Source organism: Kitasatospora sp. NPDC034533, assembly GCF_055575155.1.
Window position 1 is genome coordinate 185,190 of sequence record NZ_JBVITE010000004.1, and the last position, 18,331, is coordinate 203,520.

Here is an 18,331-nt window from a genome sequence, read left to right on the forward strand (position 1 = left end):
GCCGACGCGGCTTGCGGCCGGGGATGCTTGGGGCCGGGGGCGCTCGGGGCCGGGGGTGCTTGAGCCCGTGGCTGCCTGAGGCCGGGGACGCCCCCGGCCTCAGGCGTCGATGACGCCCAGGGTGTCCCAGAACAGGTGCTCGTAGGCCTGGAGCAGCAGTCCGTACTCGCGTGCGACGGCCAGCGTCGGCTCGTCCAGCCGGTCCGGGCCCAGTGCGTCGGCGGCCTGCTGCTCCAGCTCGGGCGCGGGCTGGGCGAAGAAGTCGAAGAAGGCGCAGGCCTCGTCGGAGAAGCCGTAGTGGTGGCGCAGGGCCTGCGCGATGGTGGCGCAGTAGCCGCCCCAGGCGGCGAAGTTCGCCACCAGGGCGGCGGCCACGGCCTCGGGCTCGCCGTTCAGGGCGAACCAGGCGAGACAGTGGGGGTAGGCCTGGCAGCCGGGCAGCGGCGGACGGGTCTCCAACGCGCTTCGGTCGAGGCCGACGGCGGCGCCGAGCGCGGGCAGGGTGCGCAGGGCGGCGCTCTCGCCCTCGGCCAGGGTGACGAACCAGGCGCCGACCGGGCGGTCCGCGCGGCGGCCGGCGAGCACGAGCAGGCTGCGGCGGTCGGAGCGGATGATCCGGTGCTGCTGGGCGGCGAGTTCGGCCAGCGCCGAGCGCGGCGCGGTGCCGTCGGCGAGCGCGCTGACCAGGGCGGGGGCGGTGTCGCCGGGGGCCAGTTCGGCGCGCAGGTCCTGGATCTGGTCGAGGATCGGGTGGTTCACCGGTGCCTCCGGGGTGCGGATCGGTCCGGTGCCCATTCCTACCGTCTGACGGTGCCGGTGCGGTGGCGACAGGCCGGGGCGGGTGAGCCGGTGTGCTCGACGCGGCTCTCGTCGCCGCTCGTCGTCCTCGGTGCCCCGTGGCGGTTCGCGTCGGCGGTCGTTCGGCGGCCGTTCGGCGGTTCGGGGCGCGTGTCCGGTCGGGCGGTGCACCCCGCGGGCGCGCGGCCCGCAGGGTGAACTCCCGGCGAGGTGCTACCGGTTGGCGGCTTCGGACAGGTCACGTACCAGCCGGGCGATGGTCGGGGTGGCCACCCCGTTGGCGTCGGCCGCCCGCAGGACCGCGCCGCCGATGGCGTCCAGTTCGGTCGGCCGGCCCGCCTCCACGTCGCGCTGCATCGAGGACTTCATGGTGCCGGGGATGCGGTCGAAGGAGGCGAGCAGGGTCTGCGCGTCCGCCGGTGCGCCGACCGCCCGGGTGACGGCGCTGATCTCGTCCAGGACGGCGAGGAGTTCGGCCCGGTGCTCGGTGCGCACGGTCCCGATCTCGCTCGCGTGCCGGGTGGTGAGCAGCGCGAACGGGGCGAGGAAGGAGAGCTTGCTCCACAGCATCGCCGTCTCGTCCTCGCGCAGTGTGACGTCCGGACCGGCGTGCCGCAGCCGATCGGCGAACCGGCCGACGGCAGCGGCGTGTTCGGCGGTGGCGCCGAGTTCGACGGCGGCGAACGGGCTGGTGTGCTCGATGTGCCCGGGGGCCGTCCGGGTGGCCTCGACCCGGATCGTGCCGGCCGTCACCAGCCCGGCCGGGTAGCGCTCGCGCAACACCGCCATGTGGTCCAGTCCGTTGAGCAGCGGCACCACGATCCCGGAGCCCAGGGCTGCCGCGGGCATCCGGTCGAGCGCGGTGGCCAGCGCCGTCTCCTTGACCGTCACGAAGGCCGCGTCGACGGGCTCGCGCAGCTCGGTGTCGGCGTCCACCCGAGCGGTGAACTCGCCGAACTGGGCGCTGCGGACGTGCAGTCCGTCCCGTGCGATGGCGTCGGCGGTCCGGTCGCCGGCCAGGCAGACGACGCGGTGGCCGTCGCGGGCGAGCAGCCCGCCGATCAGTCCGCCGACGCCGCCCGGGCCGAGGACGGCGATGGTCAGGGGGGTGGTGGTCATGGTGACTCCCATGGGTGAGTGAGGGGTGGAAGCGGAGGGGCGGCTACGGGGCCTTCCGGAAGGAACGGCCCTCCGGACCGGCCGGGCTGGTGAATCCCTACCCGTCGCCGTGGCCGTTCGGGGGGTCCCCGCCGAGGTGTCCGGGCGAGCGGTCGCCGTCCGGGAGCGGGACCTCGCGGGCCCGGAGAGCTCGTGGGCCCGGGGCCCTTGTGGTCCTGTTGGTGGCCCTCGGGACCGGCGCGGTGGCCGGCCGCCCGGCCCGGCGCGGGGGCGGGCGCCGACAGGGGAGGAAGGCGGCTTCGTGGGGACCGGCGGCGGGGCCGGCCGGGAGGGGGATCATCCGGCGGCCTCGATGGGGGCGTGGAGGTAGGCGGAGTCGAAGGAGTACGGTCCCTCGTGGCGAGGCCGCCGCCCGGGGGCGAGCGGGCGGGCCGGGGCACCGGACTCCCGGCGGAGGCGGAGGCCGTCGTGGCGGAGGCTGCCGCCGACCGGGTCGGGCACCGCCAGGCCCTCGGCGCGCAGCGCCTCGACCAGTTCGTGGGCCGGCCACCCCAGCACGTCGATCCCGTGGTAGCCGAACGGGCAGGCGGGCCGGTCGTCGCCCGGATTCCGGCCGACCATGACGGCCTGGAGGCGGCCGTGCTCCTCGCCGCAGAGGGTGACGTTCAACCCGGGCAGCAGGAACGACAGCGCCCACGAGCAACCGCAGACGAAGGTGCTCCGCACCCCGCCCGGCAGCGACTCGCGGTGCGGGGCCAACAGTTCGCGCACCTCCGCCTCGGTGAGGCCGAAGCCCAGCTCGGGCAGCGGGGCGGGCAGCCGGACGCCGTGGCCGGGCAGCAGGTCGATGGTCACCGGATCATGATTCCGCGTCGGGCGGGCGGACGGGGCGGCGGGGTGGGACAAGCGCGGGTGCTTCCGGTGGCGGCGGGGCCGGGGTGCCGCTGTGCGACGAGGGGGAGAGCACGGATGAGGGCGGACGGGCGGCTGGCCGCGGCGGTACGGGCACGGGACGCCGGTGCGGTGGGGGTGGCGCTCGGCGCGGGCGCGGATCCGAACGCCGTCGACACGGACGGGCTGCCCCTGCTGTGGACGGCCGTGGCCGGCTTCGACCACGAGGTCGCCGGGCTCCTGGTGCGGTGGGGTGCCGACCCGGACGGCCCGCTGCCCGGCGGCACGACGCCGCTGCTGCGCGCCGTGGACCTCGGCTCGCCGGCACTGGTCAGCGCGGTCCTCGGCGAGGACCCGGCGCTGCGGCTGCCGGCCGAGGTGCGCGAGCGGCTGCTCGCGCTGGCCCGCTGCTGGGACGAGGCGGGCGCGGAGGAGGAACTGCGCCGTCGGACCGGGGCCCCGGGCGGGCGGAGTGGTCGCCGGTGAGGAGGACGCGGAGCCGATTGGCGATCATGCCGTGCTACCGGGGCTGCCGCCGGCAGGGGGCACGGCTGGGGTCTCGGAGCGGCGCGCGGCTCATGAGGGTGCCAGGTTCCGACTGGGGAATATCGTCAGTCCAGACTGGACAGTTCAGGCTGATGAAATTACCGTGGAGCCGTGACCGAGAAGCGAACCGTCCGTGCCGTCGCTGCCGCCGCTGCCACGGCCCCCGCAGACTCCGCGCATGCCGCCGTTCCCGACACCGCCGCGCTGGCCGCTCGTGAACTGCGCGCCGTTTACAGCCGGTTGCGCCGCACGCTCCGGGAGGCCAGTGGCAGCACCAGCGACCTGACCCCCTCCCAGACGGCCGTGCTCAGCCGGCTGATCAACGACGGCCCGGCCTCGGCCAGCGCGCTGGCAGTCGCCGAGCGGGTCCGCCCGCAGTCGATGGCCGCCACCGTCGCCGCGCTCGAACAGCAGGGACTGGTCGGCCGCCGCCCGGACCCGGAGGACGGCCGCCGTCAGGTGGTTAGCCTCACCGAAGCCGGGCTGGCCTACGTCGCGGACCGCCGCCAGGCGAGGCAGGGGTGGCTGACCCGGGCCATGGCCGACCGCTACACCGAGGCCGAGCGGGCCACCGTGCTGGAGGCGCTGGCCCTGATGGACCGGCTGAACCAGTGAGGCCCGGCCCGGGGGCCCGGCCGGCCCTGCTCCGCACGGGCCGTCACCGGTCCGCGCCGGACGGCGAGTTCGACCGCCGCCTGATCGCGCCGATGGTGCTGGGCTCGGTGCTCAACCCGATCAACTCGTCGATGATCGCCGTGGCCCTGGTGCCGGTGGGCGCCGCCTTCGGGGCGCCGCCCGCCGAGACCGCCTGGTTGGTCACCGCGCTCTACCTGGCCACCGCCGTCGGCCAGCCGGTGATCGGGCGGCTGGTGGACACCCACGGTCCGCGCCCGCTCTACCTCGCCGGGACGGCACTGGTCGGGGTCGCCGGTCTGCTCGGCGCGCTGGCCCCCTCACTCGGGCTGCTGATCGCCGCGCGGGTGCTGCTCGGGCTGGGCACCTCCGCCGCGTACCCCGCCGCGATGCACCTGACCCGCAGCGAGGCCGAGCGGACCGGGCAGTCCAGCCCCACCGGGGTGCTCACGGTGCTGGCCGTCGCCAACCAGACCGTCGCGGTGGTGGGCCCGACCCTCGGCGGACTGCTGATCGGGGTGGGCGGCTGGCGGACGGTCTTCGCCGTCAACGTTCCGCTGTCGCTGGCCTGCCTGGCGCTCGGCGCGGTCCGCCTGCCCGCCGCCGAGGGGCGCCACGGCCGGCCCGAGCACCCTGAGGACTCCGAGAGCCTTGCGGTCCCCGAGCGACGTGGGACCCCCCGGGGCGCCGGCCGCCCCGACCGGCTGGACCACGCCGGGATCGCGCTCTTCGCCGTGCTCCTGCTCGCGCTGATGCTGTTCCTGATGAAGCCCGACCCCGCCCGCTGGTACCTGCCGCTCCTCGCCGCCCTGGCGGCCACGGCCTTCGCGGTCCGGGAGCGGCGGGCCCGTACGCCCTTCATCGACCTGCGGGCACTCGCCGGCAACCGGCCGCTGATCGCCACCTATCTGCGCCAACTCCTCGGCTACACCGCCATCTACGCCTTCCTCTACGGCTACACCCAGTGGCTGGAGGAGGGACGCGGCCTGTCGGCCACCGCCGCCGGACTGGTCCTGCTGCCGCTCTCGCTGACCGCCCTCGCGGTCGCCGGCGTCACCGGCCGCCGTCCTGCGGTGCGCGGCAAGCTGCTGGTCGGATCCGGTTGCCAGATCGCCGCCTGCGCCGCCCTGCTGCTGGTGCACGCGAGCAGTCCGGGCGTGCTGCTGGTCGCCGTCGGCGTCGTGGCGGGCGTCTCGCAGGGCTTGATCGGGCTCGGGACCCAGACCGCCCTCTACCACCAGGCGGACCAGGACGCCATCGCCTCGGCGGCCGGGCTGCTGCGCACCTTCATGTATCTCGGTGCCATGGCGGCCTCGGCCGCGACCGCCGCCTTCTTCCCGCACGGAGCCACCACGGGAGGGTTGCACCACCTGGCGCTGTTCATGCTCGGCGGCGCGGCCCTGCTCTTCCTCCTCACACTGCCCGACCGCGCGCTCGGCCGGCTGGCAACACCGGCCGGAAAGGCTGAATGACGACCGCTCAGCTCTCCCAGCCCTCTCCGGCGGGCTCGCCGCGCCAGGCGTGCAGGCCCGGGACGAGTTCGACCACCTCGGACGGATAGGCGTCCCGGACCGCCTTGAGCGTCGCGCGCTGCTCGTCCAGCCAGCCCGGTGCGGGGGAGAGGACGACCCGGAGCGTGACGCCCGACTTCTCCGCGTCGGAGACGGTCACCCAGAGACCGCCCGGCCGGCCGGGCTCGATCCGCAGCTCCGGCCCGTGCTCCTCGTCCAGCCAGCGGACCGCGGACCCGCGGGTGAGCCGCTCCAACGCCCTTTCCCAGTGGTCGAGATGTCGATCGGTCACCAGGATGACGAAGTGTCCGCGCACCGAGTCCGCGGTGACGGTGATCTCGCAGTCCAGCCAGTCGTGGCCGAGCAGGGAACCCGGCGCGTGCCGTCCCAGCACCCGCACCCGGACGCTGCGCCCGCCGGTCCGTCCGTCGCAGCCAGGGGCGTCGTCGGTGCCGGGACGGTCGGTCAGTCTGATCAACTCGTTCTGCTGCGAAGAGACTTCGCTCACGGCATGCTCCTGTTGGCGGCGGGTCCAGGGGCTGACATCCTCGCGCAGGTGTTCGCCCCGTGCCAGCCCGGGCCGGGGCATTCCGTCCGTGACGGACCCGGGGAAAACGGGGCGATTCGGGAGTCGGAGTCCTTCCCGGTGGGGCGCCGCCGGCACCCGGACGGGCCGCCCGCACGGGAACGACCCACCCGCGCGGGAACGACCTGCTCGCCAGGGAGCGGTTGACCCGCACGGGAACGGCCCGCCGGACCGGGAGGGTCGGGACGGGCCGTTCGGGCAGGTCGGCGGGTGCGGGCCGGAGGTTCGGGGTGCGGCGGCCGCTTGGGCCGCACCGGCTGCCCGGTCGGTGCGGTGGCCTTGTCGCGTCAGCGGTGGTCCGGGTGGCCGGTGAGCACGGTGGTGAAGATCGGCCGGCCGTGCTGGTGGCCGGTCACGGTGGTGGTGAGGGCGTCCTGGTCCGCACCGGGGGTGGGCCGGGCGGTGATCATGGTGGGCGCGTCGTGCTCGGCGTACTGGTGGAAGGTGGTGGCCGCGGCGGTCGGGGTGACGGTGACCGGGCTGCTCAGCGCGTTGGCCGCCTGCCGGGCCGCCTCCATCAGCACCATGCCGGGGATGTGGTCGTTGGCGTGGTCGAAGAGGATCGGGTGCCAGAAGTCGGGGGTGAGGTGCCAGGTGCCGGGGGCGTCCGACGGGGTCAGCACGACGTCGTACGGGCGCACCCGGCCGACCCGGGCCGGCGGGAGCGGTTCGGCGTCCACGGGGGGCGCCGACGGGAGTTCGGCGTCGTGGCGCCCCCGGCGCAGCCGCTGGTAGGTGGAGTCCGGGATGGTGGTGAAACGGGCGCATCCGGTGGCGGCCGGGTGCGGGCCGCGCCGGACGACGGTTTCGAGCGTGAAGTCGACCGTGGTGCGGATGCGGCGCGGCTGGGCGATGAGCTGGACCTCCAGGGTGAGGTCGGTCGGCGCCCCACCGATCAGCAGTTGGCTGGGGCGGGTGGTGTAGTCCAGGTTCCACATCATGAACTTGTGGTCGAGCGGTACGCCGAAGCGGGTGTGAGCGAGGTAGATCCCGGCTTGACGAATCGTTTCAGCGGCCTGGAGCGGGTCGTGCCGGGTGCCGTCGGGCGTGCTGAAGAACGTGTGGGCCCGCGGCCACTGCGCGGTGACGGCGAAGGTGGTGTCGCTCAGCTGCTCGCTGCCGGTGAGGAAGACCTCGGCGTGGCAGGCCCGGTGGACGTACTCCTTGGCGACGGTGCTGGTCAGGCGGGGTTCCTGGGCTGCGCTCGGGGCCGGAGCCGCCGTCGGGGCCGGGTCGGGGACCGCACCGGCGTGCGTCCCGGAGTCCGTGTCGGCGGGGGCGGTGGCAGGCGTGCGGAAGGCAAGAAGTGTCATGGGGAGCGCTCCGAAAGGGCCGTGTGATGGGCGGGCTGGGCTGCTCAGGGCTCGTAAGATACGTACCTACCGGTTTGGTTTTCAAGGAGCCAGAACAAAGGTTCGTCGGCGGCAGAAGGCGATCGGATGGCTGTGCCGGGGGAGCGCCGGCCGTCGCCCGGGGATCGCACTCGGCGCTCAAACCTTCTTGAGCTGGGGGAATGTCAACGAACCGATTTGGCAGGTTCATTGCTTTTGAAGGGTGATTCGCTGGCCGGTCGACGGAAAGTGAGAGCGGCAGCTCCGGTTGTGCGTGACGGAGGAAGGGTGGCGGCCACTCGGGCTTTCCGTACCGTCCATGCGGTTTTAGTCTGCTCGGTAACAACGCTGGGTGACTGCCGACCCAGGATCCAGGTGGACAGCGGCGGGTAAGATACGGGGTGTTTGGTTTTGTTTGCCGGGCGTTTCGGGTGGGGTGGTTGCGGTGGCGAGGCAGGAGCGGGCGGTCCGAACGCGTCGGCTGATCCTGGAGGCGGCGGCGTCGGTCTTCGACGAGTACGGGTACGAGGGGGCGACGATCGGGGAGGTCGTGGCCCGGGCCGGGGTGACCCGTGGTGCGGTGTACTTCCACTTCGCGTCCAAGCGGGAGCTCGCCCAGGGGATCGTGGAGGAGCAGTTCGGGCGCGATGAGATCCCCGAACGGCACTGCAAGCTCCAGGAGTTCGTGGACCTCGGGATGGTGGTCGCCCATCTCATGCCGCGGGACCCGGTGTTGAGCGCCGGTGCCCGGCTCTCGCTCGGCCAGGACGTGTTCGGCGACTTCAGCGGCGGAGCGGCGCCCGGCTGGATCCAGCGGTCCGAGACCGTGCTGGAGCTGGCCGGCCGGCGTGGGGAACTGCTGCCGCAGGTGGTGCCCTCCGAGACGGCGTGGCTGGTCACCGGGGCCTGGACGGGTGTGCAGATCCAGTCCCAGAAGATGTCCGGCCGGGCGGACCTGGAGCGCCGGGTGGCCGTGCTGTACCAGCACCTGATGCCGAGCATCGCGGTGCCGGGGGTGCTGGCCACGCTCGACCTCGGGGTCGACCGGGGTGGCCGGGTGGCCGCCGAACTGGCGGCGGCCGAAAGGGCGCGCGCGGGCGGAGGCGACGAGGGCGGGCCCGCACTGGAGGAGGCCGGCGCGGACGAGGTCGCCTCGTCTTGAGCCGGGCGGCCCGTGCTGCACTTCCTGAATTGCTCCGCGCAAAAACAAACAGCGCGTTCGGTTTTGTATTGACAAACCGTCTGTCCTGTTTTTGGATGGGTGCTGGGTGCTCGACCGGCCTTCCAGCGGACCTCCGCGGAGGGTGACGCAGCGGAGCGCCCGCCCGGCCGGCGGCCGTCGGGGCCGTCGATCCGTCTGGATGTGGGGTGGTTCTCGTGGAGATCCGGATGCTGGGGGCCTTGGGGGTCCGACTGTGCGGGGTGTCGGTGGTGCCGTCGGCGCCGAAGCCGCGACAGGTGCTCGCCCTGCTGGCCTTACGCGCCGACCAGGTGGTTCCGGCGGGTGTGCTCGCCGAGGAGCTGTGGTCCGGCCGTCCGCCGCGCAGCGCCCGCACCACCGTGCAGACCTATGTGCTCCAACTGCGCGACCTCATCGACCGGGCGCTCGCCCAGCGGGACGACGGCCCGGGAGCCTCCTGCGCCAAGGACGTCCTGGTCACCTCGGCCGGAGGCTACATGCTGAACAGCGGCGGTGGACTGGTCGACCTCCAGGAGTTCGACCGCCTCGCCGGGCAGGGATACCGCGCCATGGACGCCGGTGACTTCCCGCTCGCCGCCCGCCAGTTGGGCGAGGCGCTCGCGCTGTGGCGCGGCCAGGCCTTCGCGGACGTCCCGCTCGGCAGCCAGCTCGCACTGGAAGGCAGACGGCTGGAGGAGACCCGGCTCTGTGCGCTGGACCAGCGGATCGAGGCCGATCTGCGGCTCGGCCGGCACCGGGTGCTGCTCGCCGAACTCACCGTGCTGGTCGACCGCTACCGCACCCACGAGAGCCTGCACGGCCAGTACATGATCGCCCTGCACCGCTCCGGCCGCCGGGGCGAGGCGCTGGAGGCCTATCAGCGCCTGCGGAACACCCTGGTGCGGGAGCTGGGCATGGAGCCGTCGGCCGCCTTGCGGCGGCTGCAACGCTCCATCCTGCTGGCCGCCCCCGAGCGGCCCGAGCAGGACCAGCCGGGCGTGCTCGCCGACGGTCCCGGCCCGCGCACCGCGGCCCGCCTCACCAGGGTCGGTTGAACCGGGACGATCACCCCGGGCGGCGTGGTCGCGGCGGTCCGCGCGCTGGTGCGGCCCTGGGCGGTGGCCCGGAGACGCGTGGACCCGGTGGCGCCGCGGGCGGTTCCTGGCGTCAAGTCGCTTGGCCGTCGGCTTCGCTGGGCCCCGCGGGGCCCAGCGCCAGGTAGCCGTCCAGACGGGCCGAGGCCGTGAGCATCGCCAGCCCCCGGGCGGTGAGGCGCTGCTGCCACCCGTCGAGGGCGCCGGCCAGTTCGCCGGTGCCGCCCGCCGTGCGGATCTGGCGCAGCACGGTGGCGACGTGGTCCAGCGGGTAGCCGCCGCGGCGGAGCAGGTGGGCGAGTTCGGCGTCGCGGACATCGGCCGGCAGGTAGCGGCGGTGTCCCGTGGCGCGGTCCCGGCCGGGAGCGAGGATGCCCGAGGCCTCCCAGGTGCGCAGGGTCGCGGGGGTGACACCGAGCCGGTGTGCGACCTCGCCGACGGTTCGGGCGCCGGGCAGTGCGGGCAGGCCGGTCCCGGTGGCGCCGCCGGTGAGGTGGCCGACGGCTTCGCGGACGGCGCAGAGGGTCTCCCGGTCGCGCAGCAACTGGGCGTGGCCCCGGTCGAGTTCGGCGAGCGCGTCGTCCAGCCGGTCGGCGTGGAGCGCGGTCATGACCGAGCCGGCGGTCGCGTGCCCGTACGCCGCGACGAGGGCGAGGTAGGCGCGCAGGGCGGCCGCGTGCAGCTCGGTGTAGATCCGGTAGCCGGTCGGTGTGCGTTCGGCGGGCGGGAGGCAGCCGTCGCGCTCGTAGTTGCGGATCGCCTGGGTCGAGATGCCGTGCTCGCGCGCGAGGTCGGCAGGGCGCATGGTCGTCCCCCGTTCCGGTCCACTGTCGTCCCTCGTCCAGGGGCGTTTGAGGCTTTCGGCGGAGACCGGGTGGTGAAGTGGGCCCAAGTCTCAACCGTCCCTTCAAGGATACGCTTGAGGTCCATGAACCAGGACATGGACGACTTCGTCACCCCGGCGTGTGAACTACTGGGCCTCGGTGAGCCGACCCACCAGGAGCCCGCCTTCGGGTGGGTCCGCAACGAGCTGTTCGCCAGGCTGGCCGTCGACCGGGGCTTCCGGTCGATCGCCCTGGAGACCGACCGGGTGGCCGCGTTCGCCGTGGACGCCTACGTCCGGGAGGGGATCGGCACCCTCGATTCGGTGATGGCGGAGGGCTTCACCCACGGTTTCGGCGGCCTCGCGCCCAACCGCCGACTCGTCGCCTGGATGCGGGAGTTCAACCGGGAGCGGCCGCCCGCTGAACGCCTGGCCTTCCACGGCTTCGACATCCCGGCCGAGACCATGAGCGCCCCCAGCCCGCGCCGCTACCTGGAGGCGGCCCGCGACTACCTGGGCCTCGACCTCGACATCGCCGCGGTGGCGGGCGAGGACGGGCGCTGGAGCCGCGAGGAGGCGGTGACGGACCCGGCCCACTCGCCGGGCGGCAGCGCCGAGGCCGCGCGGCTGCGCTGCACCGCCGACGACCTCCTCCTCCAACTCCATCTTCGAGCACCGGAGTTGATCGCCTCCACCTCACTCCCCGCCTGGTACACGGCCCGCGCCCGGTTGGCCGCCGGGATCGGCCTGCTGCGCTACCACGCGCAGTCGGCGGTTCCGGGGCTCACCCAGGGCGCCCGGATCAGCGCTCTGAGCGGCGTGCGCGACGCCCTGATGGCGCAGAACCTCCTCGACATCCGCGAGATCGAGGGCCGCCGCGGACCGACGCTGCTCTTCACCCACAACCTGCACGCGCAGCGCAGCCCCAGCGCCTGGACGCTGGGCGAGTTGCACTGCGAGTGGACCGGCGCGGGCCACATCGTCGGCGCACTGCTGGGCGAACGGTACGCCTTCGTCGCCGGGAGCCTGGGGCGCAGCGAGGCGATCGGACTGGCCGAGCCGGCCCCCGGGACGTATGAGAGCCACCTGCAACAAGGCGGTGAGATTTGGCAGTTGAAAGCTCCGGAGGTTTCGGCCGAGGCGCGCACGCGCACCGACACCGCCCCGCGGCAGGGCTACTTCCCGCTCGACCGGGAGCTCCTCGACGGCGCGGTCGCACTGCTGCACATCGCCGACGGTGCGGCGGTGTCGGCCGGGGCCTGAGCGGCCGCCGGTCCCGGGTAGGCCTGCCGCAGGTGGGCGACCAGGGCGGCGGTCGGTGCCGAGGCGGGCTGCCCGGCCGGCCAGGCCAGCACGATCCTGACCCGGGGGACGGGCCCGGTGAGCGGGCGCACCCGCAGACCGGGCACCCGGCCCGGGTCCGGCAGCACGGCCACGCCCATGCCGTGCGCGGCGAGCTCCGCCAACTGAGGGGGCGCGGAGGCCTCGACACCGATCGCCGGGTCGACGCCGGCCTCGGCCAGGGCCTTCTCCAGCGCGGTGCGCATCCCGGTGCCGCGCGGGGTGCTCACCAGGGCGTGCCCGGCGAGCGCCGCGACCGGCAGCGGGCCCCGGCCGGAGCTGTCGCCCAGGCCGTCGCCGTCGTCCGCGCCGTCGCGCACGTCCGTGCCGTGGCCGGAGTCCGGACCGCCGGCGAGTGGGTGCCGCTCGGCACAGGCCGCGACCAGCGGGACCTCCAGCACGGTGTGCAGGTGGAGACCGGCCAGGGCCGACCAGCCGTCGTCGTCGGCCTGCCCGCTCGCGGGGACGGGCAGGCCGACGACGGCGAGGTCCAGCCGGCAGTCGCGCAGCGCGGCGAGCATTCCCGCACTGGTGTCCTCGGTGAGCGAGAAGTCGATGCCGGGGTGCTCCCGGCGGAACGCGGCCAGCGTGGTGGCGAGCCCGGGAACGGTGCCCAGCTCGGACGGCGGGGTCAGCGCCGCCCCGGCGACCATGCCCAGCCGCACGTGTCCGCTCCGCAACCCGTCGAACTCCTGTGCCGCGCGGCGGGCCGAGGCCGCGGCGGCGAGCGCCGCCCGGGCGTGCGGCAGCACCGCCTCGCCGGCCGGGGTGAGCCGCACCGTGCGGCCCGAGCGGTCGAGCAGCCGGTGCCCCAGCTCCCGTTCCAGCTGCCGGATCTGGGAACTCACCCCGGGCTGGGTCAGGTGCAGCAGCTGCGCGGCCCGGGTGAAGCTGCCGTGCTGGGCGACGGTGACGAAGTACCGGAGCTGCCGCAGTTCCATAACTCCTGATCATAGGTGGTAGAACTTCCCGGCCTTGGACGGGCCGACGGTCCCGGTCGCAGGCTGGACGCATGGAAACCGTGCCGAAGAACCAGGACGCCGGGCAGAACCGGGACACCACGCGGAACCAGGACACCGGTCGGGTCCGGCACGCCGGTCGGGCCGAGGACACCCCGCGGATCCAGTGGATCCGGGAGCAGGTCGCGGCCGAGCGCCGTGAACTCGCCGAGGTGTTCGGGGGCCTCACCGCGGCCCAGTGGAACTCGCCCTCGCTGTGCGGTGGTTGGCGGGTTCGGGAGGTGGCCGCGCACATGAGCACCGGCTTCCGGCACTCGACGGCGCGCACGCTCCTCGAACTCGCCCGTTCCGGAGGCAACGTCCACCGCATGGCCGACCGGGTCGCCCGCCGCGACGCGGCCGCCATGACCGTGCGCGAACTCGCCGTCGCGATGGCCGACCACGCCGACCACCCGTGGCGCCCGCCCGTCGGGGGCCGGATCGCGGCCCTCGCCCACGACGCCGTCCACGGCCTCGACATCACCGTGGCGCTCGGCCTGCCCGCACGCCTTCCGCTGCCCCGCGCGACGGCGCTGCTGGCCGCCGTCACACCGCGCACGCTGCGGTTCTTCGGCGCGCGGGTCGACGGCGTGCGCCTGGAGGCGACGGACGCCGAGTGGTCCTACGGACAGGGCGCGCTCACCGTGGAGGGGCGGGCGGAGCACCTGCTGCTGGTGGCGTTCGGGCGCCGGCTGCCGGCGGGGCTGCTGGCCGGATCCGGCGCGGCTCGGTTCACGGCGGGATAGCCGACGCGGTGGGGTAGCGGGCGGGGCGGGGCGGGGCGGGGTAGCGGGCGGGGCCCAGCCGCACGTACTCCAACGGGAGAGGTCAACCGCCCTCGGTTCGGGCGCGTCCGTGAACCGGACGTCGGGGCGGCGGCCGGGGAGCGCGCCGAACTCCGGCCCCCGCCGCGCGGCTCCTCGTAGGGGGTGACGCGGGAGCCCCGGTGGATCCTCGGCGGCAGGGCGTCGCCGTCACCGTTGGAGTCGGTGTCGGCGAGGCGCAGTCGGCTGGCGACCATAGACACCGGTCCTCGTGGAGACGGGGCCGGGAGCAGTGGGGTCCCAGCTGCGGGCCCGGCCCGCTGTCATGCGGGTTCCGGGAGCCCGTGGCTACGATCGGAAGAAGCCCTTCCGGATGGTGGTGGAGACGGGAAGCCAGGTCGCCGATGGCCCCGAGGTCCGAGCAGTGGCCGCCGTACGTGCGGGCCGCGCCGTGGTTGCTGACCGTCGGCGGGCTGGTGTGGAACTCGCTGGACCCGGCCGACTACTGGGGCGATCCGATGCTGGCGGCCGCCGCCGTGCTGGCGGGGGCGCTGCTGTCGCTGCGGAACACGGTGGCGGTGGGGGTGGCCATCGTGCTCGGCATCCTGCTGCTGTCCACCCGGGACGGGTCGATCGGGACCGGAGCCGGGTACCTGGAACTGGTCAACACGGCGTTCGCGGCGCTGCTCGGGATCGGGGTGAACCGGGTGGTGGCCCGGCACGGGCGGCGGCTGGAACGGGTGCGGTCGGTGGCCGAGGCGACGCAGCGGGCGGTGCTGCCCGAACCGCCCGCGCGGGTGGGTCGGCTCTCGGTCGCGGCGGACTACCGGGCCGCCCAGGACGAGGCGCTGATCGGCGGGGACGCCTACGCGCTGCTGGCCACCCCGTACGGTGTGCGCGGGCTGATCGCCGACGTTCGGGGCAAGGGGCTGCACGCGGTCGGAGTCGTCTCGGTGCTGCTGGGCGCCTTCCGGGAGGGTTCCCACCGGGCACCGGACCTGGCCGCGCTCGCGGACTCGCTGGAGGACTCGCTGCTGCGGGAGGTCGAGCGGATGAGCGAGGAACTGCGGCTGGAGGGGTTCATCACCGCGCTGCTGGTGGAGTTCCCGCCGGGGGAGGAGTGCGTGCGCACGCTCGACTGCGGGCACCCCGGCCCGTACCTGCTGGGCCCGTACCCGCGGGGCGGGGCCGGTGGGCCCGCGGTCCGGCGGCTGGACGCGGCGGACCCGGGACTGCCGCTGGGGATGGGCGGGCTGGGGGTGGCGCGCCCGGCGCCGGAGAGCCGTCCGTTCCCCGCCGGGAGCACGCTCCTGCTGGTGACCGACGGGGTGACCGAGGCCCGGAACGCGGCGGGGGAGTTCTACGACCCGGTGCTCGGGCTGACCCCGCTGGGGCCGTTCGCCGGGCCGGGGGAGGTGCTGGACGCGCTGGTCGCGGACGTCGAGCGGTGGACCGGCGGGCCCCGGGACGACGACATGGCGGTGCTCGCGATCACCCGCCGGGCCGACGGCGAGCGGCTCGACGGCTGACGCGTGGCGGCCGGCGCGCGGAGGCGGGCCGGCCGGTCCGTACCGGACCCGAAGCCGGTCGCCGACCCGTTCCACGGCTCGCCGCGGTCACGCCGATATCACGATGAGGTGACGGCGTGGCCGCGCTCCACGGAATCCGGCCAAGTTGAGGGTCGTCGTCCGGTGGCTGGAAAGGCGGCGTCCGAATAGCGGACGGTGATCTGGACCGGCCCGGTCGCGGGCGCGCGGGGAGTCCGTCGGCCGGTGCCACCTCGGCCGACGGGAGGTGCGCGTGGGGCGGTAGCGCCGTGAGCGGCCGCGAGCGGCGCGCGAGGGCGGCCCCGGGGAGTGACGGGATTCGGCCGACCTGCGGTCCGTCCGGAAAGCGGACCCGGTGCTTGCCCGTGTCGAAGAGGTGACCGAGAGTCGCATCGATGAACGAGAAGCCGCGCCCCCGCCAGGCCCGTCTGCTCGGCCACCGCGACTTCCGGCTCCTGCTGACCGGAGCCGCGGCGGCCCAGACGGGCAGCCAGGTCACCCTGGTCGCCCTCCCCTTGGTAGCCGTGGTGGTGCTCGACGCCACGCCGTTCCAGGTCGGTCTGCTGACCGCCGCCGAGACCGCCGCCTTCCTGCTCGTCGGCCTGCCGGCGGGCGCCTGGCTGGACCGGACGCGCAAGCTGCCGGTGCTGATCCGGGCCGACGTGGTGCGCTGCCTGGCCGTGGGGTCGATTCCGCCGGCCGCCGCGCTCGGGGTGCTGACCATGCCGCAGCTCTATCTCGTGGGGCTGGTCACCGGGGTGGCGACGGTGTTCTTCGACGTCGCGCACCAGTCCTTCCTGCCCGCCGTCCTGCCGCGCGAACAACTCGTCGCAGGGAACGGGGCGTTGGAGACCGTTCGCTCCTCGGCGCAGATCGCCGGACCGGGCCTCGGCGGCGGACTGGTGCAGCTGCTCGGGGCGCCGCTCGCCATCGTGGCCGACGCCTGCGGCTACCTCGCCTCCGCACTGCTGCTGGTCCGGATCAAGGTCGAGGAACAGAGACCGGAACCGGAGCCGGGACGCTCGCTGCGCACCGAGATCGGCGAGGGCGTGCGGTTCGTGCTCGGCCACCCGCTGCTGCGGGCGATCGCGACCGCCACCGCCACGTCCAACCTGTTCTCCGCCGTGCTGACCGCCGTGCAGACGGTGTTCTGGGTGCGGGTGCTCGACCTGTCGCCCGGCGCGATCGGCGTACTGCTGTCGGTCTCCGCCGTCGGCGGGTTGGCGGGAGCGCTGTGCGCCGGGTGGATCGCCCGGTGGATCGGGCAGGCCCGGATGATCTGGCTCTCCCCGCTGGTGACGGCGCCGTTCGCGGTGCTGTGGCCGCTGTCCGGCGGCGGCGCGGGCGTGGTGCTGTTCGGCCTGGCCTCCGGCGTGGTCCTGTTCGGGGCGGTGGTCTACAACGTCGGCCAGGTGAGCTTCCGGCAGGGACTCTGCCCGCCTGAGCTGCTCGGCCGGATGAACGCCACCATGCGCTTCCTGGTCTGGGGCACCCTGCCGATCGGCGCCCTGGTCGGCGGTGCGGTCGCCGACGCGGCGGGGCCGCGCGCCGCGCTGTGGCTCTGCGCCGCCGGGTTCCTCCTGGTGCCGCTGCCACTGCTGCTGTCGCCGCTGCGGCGGATGCGGGAGCTGCCGGCCCCGGACGGGACGGCCGACCGCACGGCCGGTGTGGAAGCCGCCGAGGAGGGGAGCGCCGCGAGCCCCAGTGCGTGCTGACCGCCGCCGACCGCCCCTGCCGCACGGTCTCCTGCCGCCGGCCCGAACCGCCGAACCGCACGAACCACACGGACCACACGAGCCGCCCCAGAACCAGTTGACCCGATCCCGATCCCGATCACGAGCCGCGACCGGAAACCGGAGACCGTCCCCGTGCACGCCAGCATCACCGCCGCCTACCTCGCCCGGTACCGCTCCGCCGCCGCCGGCTCCCCGGTGGAACTGCTCCCGCTGACCGGCGCCCAGCGGCGGTTCCTGATCACCCGCCGACTCGCGCCGCAGAACCGCTCCGACATCGTCCCGCTGTTCTTCGCCTACCCGCGCGGCACCATCGACCCGGACCGGCTCGCCCGCGCCGCGGTCGCGGTGGCCGCCCACCACCCGGCGCTGTGCGGCGGCTTCGCGACCGTGCGCGGCACTCCCGTCCTGCGCGTCGGCGGCCCCTCGGCCGAGACCGCCCGGATCGCCGTCGCGCCCGGCCGCACCGCCCGCGCAGCCCTGCGCGAGGCCCTGCTGGACTGGCCCGCCGACGGACCGGCGTTGCGCCTGCTGGTGGCCGCGGAGCCGCACGGGGAAGAGGAACTGCTGGTCGTCGCGCTGGACCACGCGGCCTGCGACGAGCAGTCGCTCGGCGTGCTCACCGCCGAACTCGGCGCGGCGTACGAGCGGGACGAACCACCGGCGGCCGGGCCCACGCCGCAGGAGCTGGCCGACTACCGGCAGGCCGTGGAGTCACAGCTCGCCGCCGAGGACGCGGCCGCGGGCCCCGCCGCGCAGGCCCACTGGGGCCGCCGGCTGGGCGCCCTGACCGGGGCCGGCGGTGGCGTGGCCACCTCCACCGGCATGCTCGGTGAACGGCTGCCCGCCGCAGAGGGCACCGCCCGCCGGGCCGTCTTCCCGGCCCTGCTGGACGCGGTCGGGTCGGCCGTGCACCGGCTGTACCGGGGACAGGCCGGGGGCGGGGCGCTCGCGCTCGGCTACCCGTGGGGCGGGCGCCCGGCGGGCGCGCCCGGCGTACTCGGCTGCTTCCTCAACACCCTGGTGCACCCCGCCACTTCGGGTCCGGCCGCGGACCTGGACGTCCTCGCGGACGCCTGGTGGGACGACCTGGACCAGGCCGCAACCCCCTTCGACGAGGTGGTCCGCGCCGCCCGCGCCGCCGGATCCCCGTGGTCGGGCGGCCTGGACGCCCTGCTCACCCTGGAGGACCTGCACCGCCGGCCGCCGCTCGTGCTCGGCGGCGTCGACGGCCGGGAGACCCACCTGGCGGGCCGTCCGCTGGCCGCGCCGCTGGCCGTCTCCGCCTCGCACGGCGACGACCTGCTGATCCGGCTGGCCTGGGACCGCGACCGCTTCCCCGAGGCCGAGGCGCGGGCCGCGTTCGGTGAACTCCTCGCCGTGCTGGGAGGCCACCTGGACGCCCGGCCGAGCGTGACCGCGCCGGCCTGACCGCG

Annotated in this window: 17 protein-coding genes; 10 read left to right on the forward strand and 7 right to left on the reverse strand. The window is 74.9% G+C overall.

Going from position 1 to position 18,331, the window contains the following annotated elements:
- Window positions 1–99: 99 nt before the first annotated feature.
- The 3 genes from ACZ55U_RS05090 to ACZ55U_RS05100 form a co-directional block, all read right to left on the reverse strand.
- Entirely contained in the window at window positions 100–795 is a 696-nt protein-coding gene (locus tag ACZ55U_RS05090) for a thiaminase II/PqqC family protein (protein WP_465522544.1), read from the reverse strand.
- Between the two features lie 216 nt (window positions 796–1,011).
- On the reverse strand, window positions 1,012–1,917 hold the full coding sequence (locus tag ACZ55U_RS05095; RefSeq protein ID WP_465522546.1) for a ketopantoate reductase family protein: 906 nt from the start codon (window positions 1,915–1,917) through the stop codon (window positions 1,012–1,014).
- Window positions 1,918–2,253: 336 nt separating this feature from the next.
- Entirely contained in the window at window positions 2,254–2,772 is a 519-nt protein-coding gene (locus ACZ55U_RS05100) for a hypothetical protein (protein ID WP_465522548.1), read from the reverse strand.
- Between the two features lie 114 nt (window positions 2,773–2,886).
- Here ACZ55U_RS05100 and ACZ55U_RS05105 point away from each other — a divergent pair, with 114 nt between their 5' ends.
- The 3 genes from ACZ55U_RS05105 to ACZ55U_RS05115 all read left to right on the forward strand — a co-directional run bounded on the left by ACZ55U_RS05105 (window position 2,887) and on the right by ACZ55U_RS05115 (window position 5,459).
- On the forward strand, window positions 2,887–3,294 hold the full coding sequence (locus tag ACZ55U_RS05105) for a hypothetical protein (protein WP_465522550.1): 408 nt from the start codon (window positions 2,887–2,889) through the stop codon (window positions 3,292–3,294).
- 264 nt (window positions 3,295–3,558) lie between these two features.
- The gene (locus tag ACZ55U_RS05110; protein WP_465522625.1) at window positions 3,559–3,969 is read left to right on the forward strand and encodes a MarR family winged helix-turn-helix transcriptional regulator; all 411 of its coding nucleotides are present in this window, start codon (window positions 3,559–3,561) and stop codon (window positions 3,967–3,969) included.
- Complete coding sequence (locus tag ACZ55U_RS05115) at window positions 3,966–5,459, forward strand: MFS transporter (protein ID WP_465522552.1); 1,494 nt, start codon at window positions 3,966–3,968, stop codon at window positions 5,457–5,459. Before ACZ55U_RS05110 ends, ACZ55U_RS05115 begins: the two co-directional genes overlap by 4 nt.
- Window positions 5,460–5,466: 7 nt before the next feature.
- Here ACZ55U_RS05115 and ACZ55U_RS05120 read toward each other — a convergent pair whose 3' ends face one another.
- Window positions 5,467–6,006, reverse strand: coding sequence for a DUF5959 family protein (locus ACZ55U_RS05120; protein WP_465522554.1), 540 nt, complete (start codon window positions 6,004–6,006; stop codon window positions 5,467–5,469).
- 365 nt (window positions 6,007–6,371) lie between these two features.
- The gene (locus ACZ55U_RS05125; protein ID WP_465522556.1) at window positions 6,372–7,397 is read right to left on the reverse strand and encodes a ScbA/BarX family gamma-butyrolactone biosynthesis protein; all 1,026 of its coding nucleotides are present in this window, start codon (window positions 7,395–7,397) and stop codon (window positions 6,372–6,374) included.
- 463 nt (window positions 7,398–7,860) lie between these two features.
- Between ACZ55U_RS05125 and ACZ55U_RS05130 the strand changes: the two genes are divergently transcribed.
- Window positions 7,861–8,577 carry a ScbR family autoregulator-binding transcription factor gene (locus ACZ55U_RS05130; RefSeq protein WP_465522559.1) on the forward strand — a complete coding sequence of 239 codons (717 nt, stop codon included), beginning with the start codon at window positions 7,861–7,863 and terminating at the stop codon, window positions 8,575–8,577.
- 215 nt (window positions 8,578–8,792) lie between these two features.
- Window positions 8,793–9,650, forward strand: a complete 858-nt coding sequence (locus tag ACZ55U_RS05135) for an AfsR/SARP family transcriptional regulator (protein ID WP_465522561.1) — start codon at window positions 8,793–8,795, stop codon at window positions 9,648–9,650.
- A gap of 112 nt (window positions 9,651–9,762) precedes the next feature.
- Here ACZ55U_RS05135 and ACZ55U_RS05140 read toward each other — a convergent pair whose 3' ends face one another.
- Window positions 9,763–10,494 carry a TioE family transcriptional regulator gene (locus ACZ55U_RS05140; RefSeq protein ID WP_465522563.1) on the reverse strand — a complete coding sequence of 244 codons (732 nt, stop codon included), beginning with the start codon at window positions 10,492–10,494 and terminating at the stop codon, window positions 9,763–9,765.
- 123 nt (window positions 10,495–10,617) lie between these two features.
- Here ACZ55U_RS05140 and ACZ55U_RS05145 point away from each other — a divergent pair, with 123 nt between their 5' ends.
- A complete protein-coding gene (locus ACZ55U_RS05145) occupies window positions 10,618–11,775 on the forward strand; it encodes an erythromycin esterase family protein (RefSeq protein ID WP_465522565.1) in 1,158 nt (385 codons plus the stop codon).
- On the opposite strand, the gene ACZ55U_RS05150 is transcribed toward ACZ55U_RS05145, so the two are convergent.
- Window positions 11,688–12,794 carry a LysR family transcriptional regulator gene (locus ACZ55U_RS05150; protein WP_465522567.1) on the reverse strand — a complete coding sequence of 369 codons (1,107 nt, stop codon included), beginning with the start codon at window positions 12,792–12,794 and terminating at the stop codon, window positions 11,688–11,690. The genes ACZ55U_RS05145 and ACZ55U_RS05150 overlap by 88 nt on opposite strands.
- A gap of 71 nt (window positions 12,795–12,865) precedes the next feature.
- On the opposite strand from ACZ55U_RS05150, the gene ACZ55U_RS05155 reads away from it, so the two are divergent.
- From ACZ55U_RS05155 to ACZ55U_RS05170, 4 genes are all read left to right on the forward strand, one after another.
- The gene (locus ACZ55U_RS05155) at window positions 12,866–13,597 is read left to right on the forward strand and encodes a maleylpyruvate isomerase family mycothiol-dependent enzyme (RefSeq protein WP_465522569.1); all 732 of its coding nucleotides are present in this window, start codon (window positions 12,866–12,868) and stop codon (window positions 13,595–13,597) included.
- 422 nt (window positions 13,598–14,019) lie between these two features.
- Window positions 14,020–15,144 carry a PP2C family protein-serine/threonine phosphatase gene (locus tag ACZ55U_RS05160; RefSeq protein ID WP_465522571.1) on the forward strand — a complete coding sequence of 375 codons (1,125 nt, stop codon included), beginning with the start codon at window positions 14,020–14,022 and terminating at the stop codon, window positions 15,142–15,144.
- 413 nt (window positions 15,145–15,557) lie between these two features.
- The gene (locus tag ACZ55U_RS05165) at window positions 15,558–16,877 is read left to right on the forward strand and encodes an MFS transporter (protein WP_465522573.1); all 1,320 of its coding nucleotides are present in this window, start codon (window positions 15,558–15,560) and stop codon (window positions 16,875–16,877) included.
- Between the two features lie 153 nt (window positions 16,878–17,030).
- Entirely contained in the window at window positions 17,031–18,326 is a 1,296-nt protein-coding gene (locus ACZ55U_RS05170; protein WP_465522575.1) for a non-ribosomal peptide synthetase, read from the forward strand.
- Window positions 18,327–18,331 lie beyond the last annotated feature (5 nt).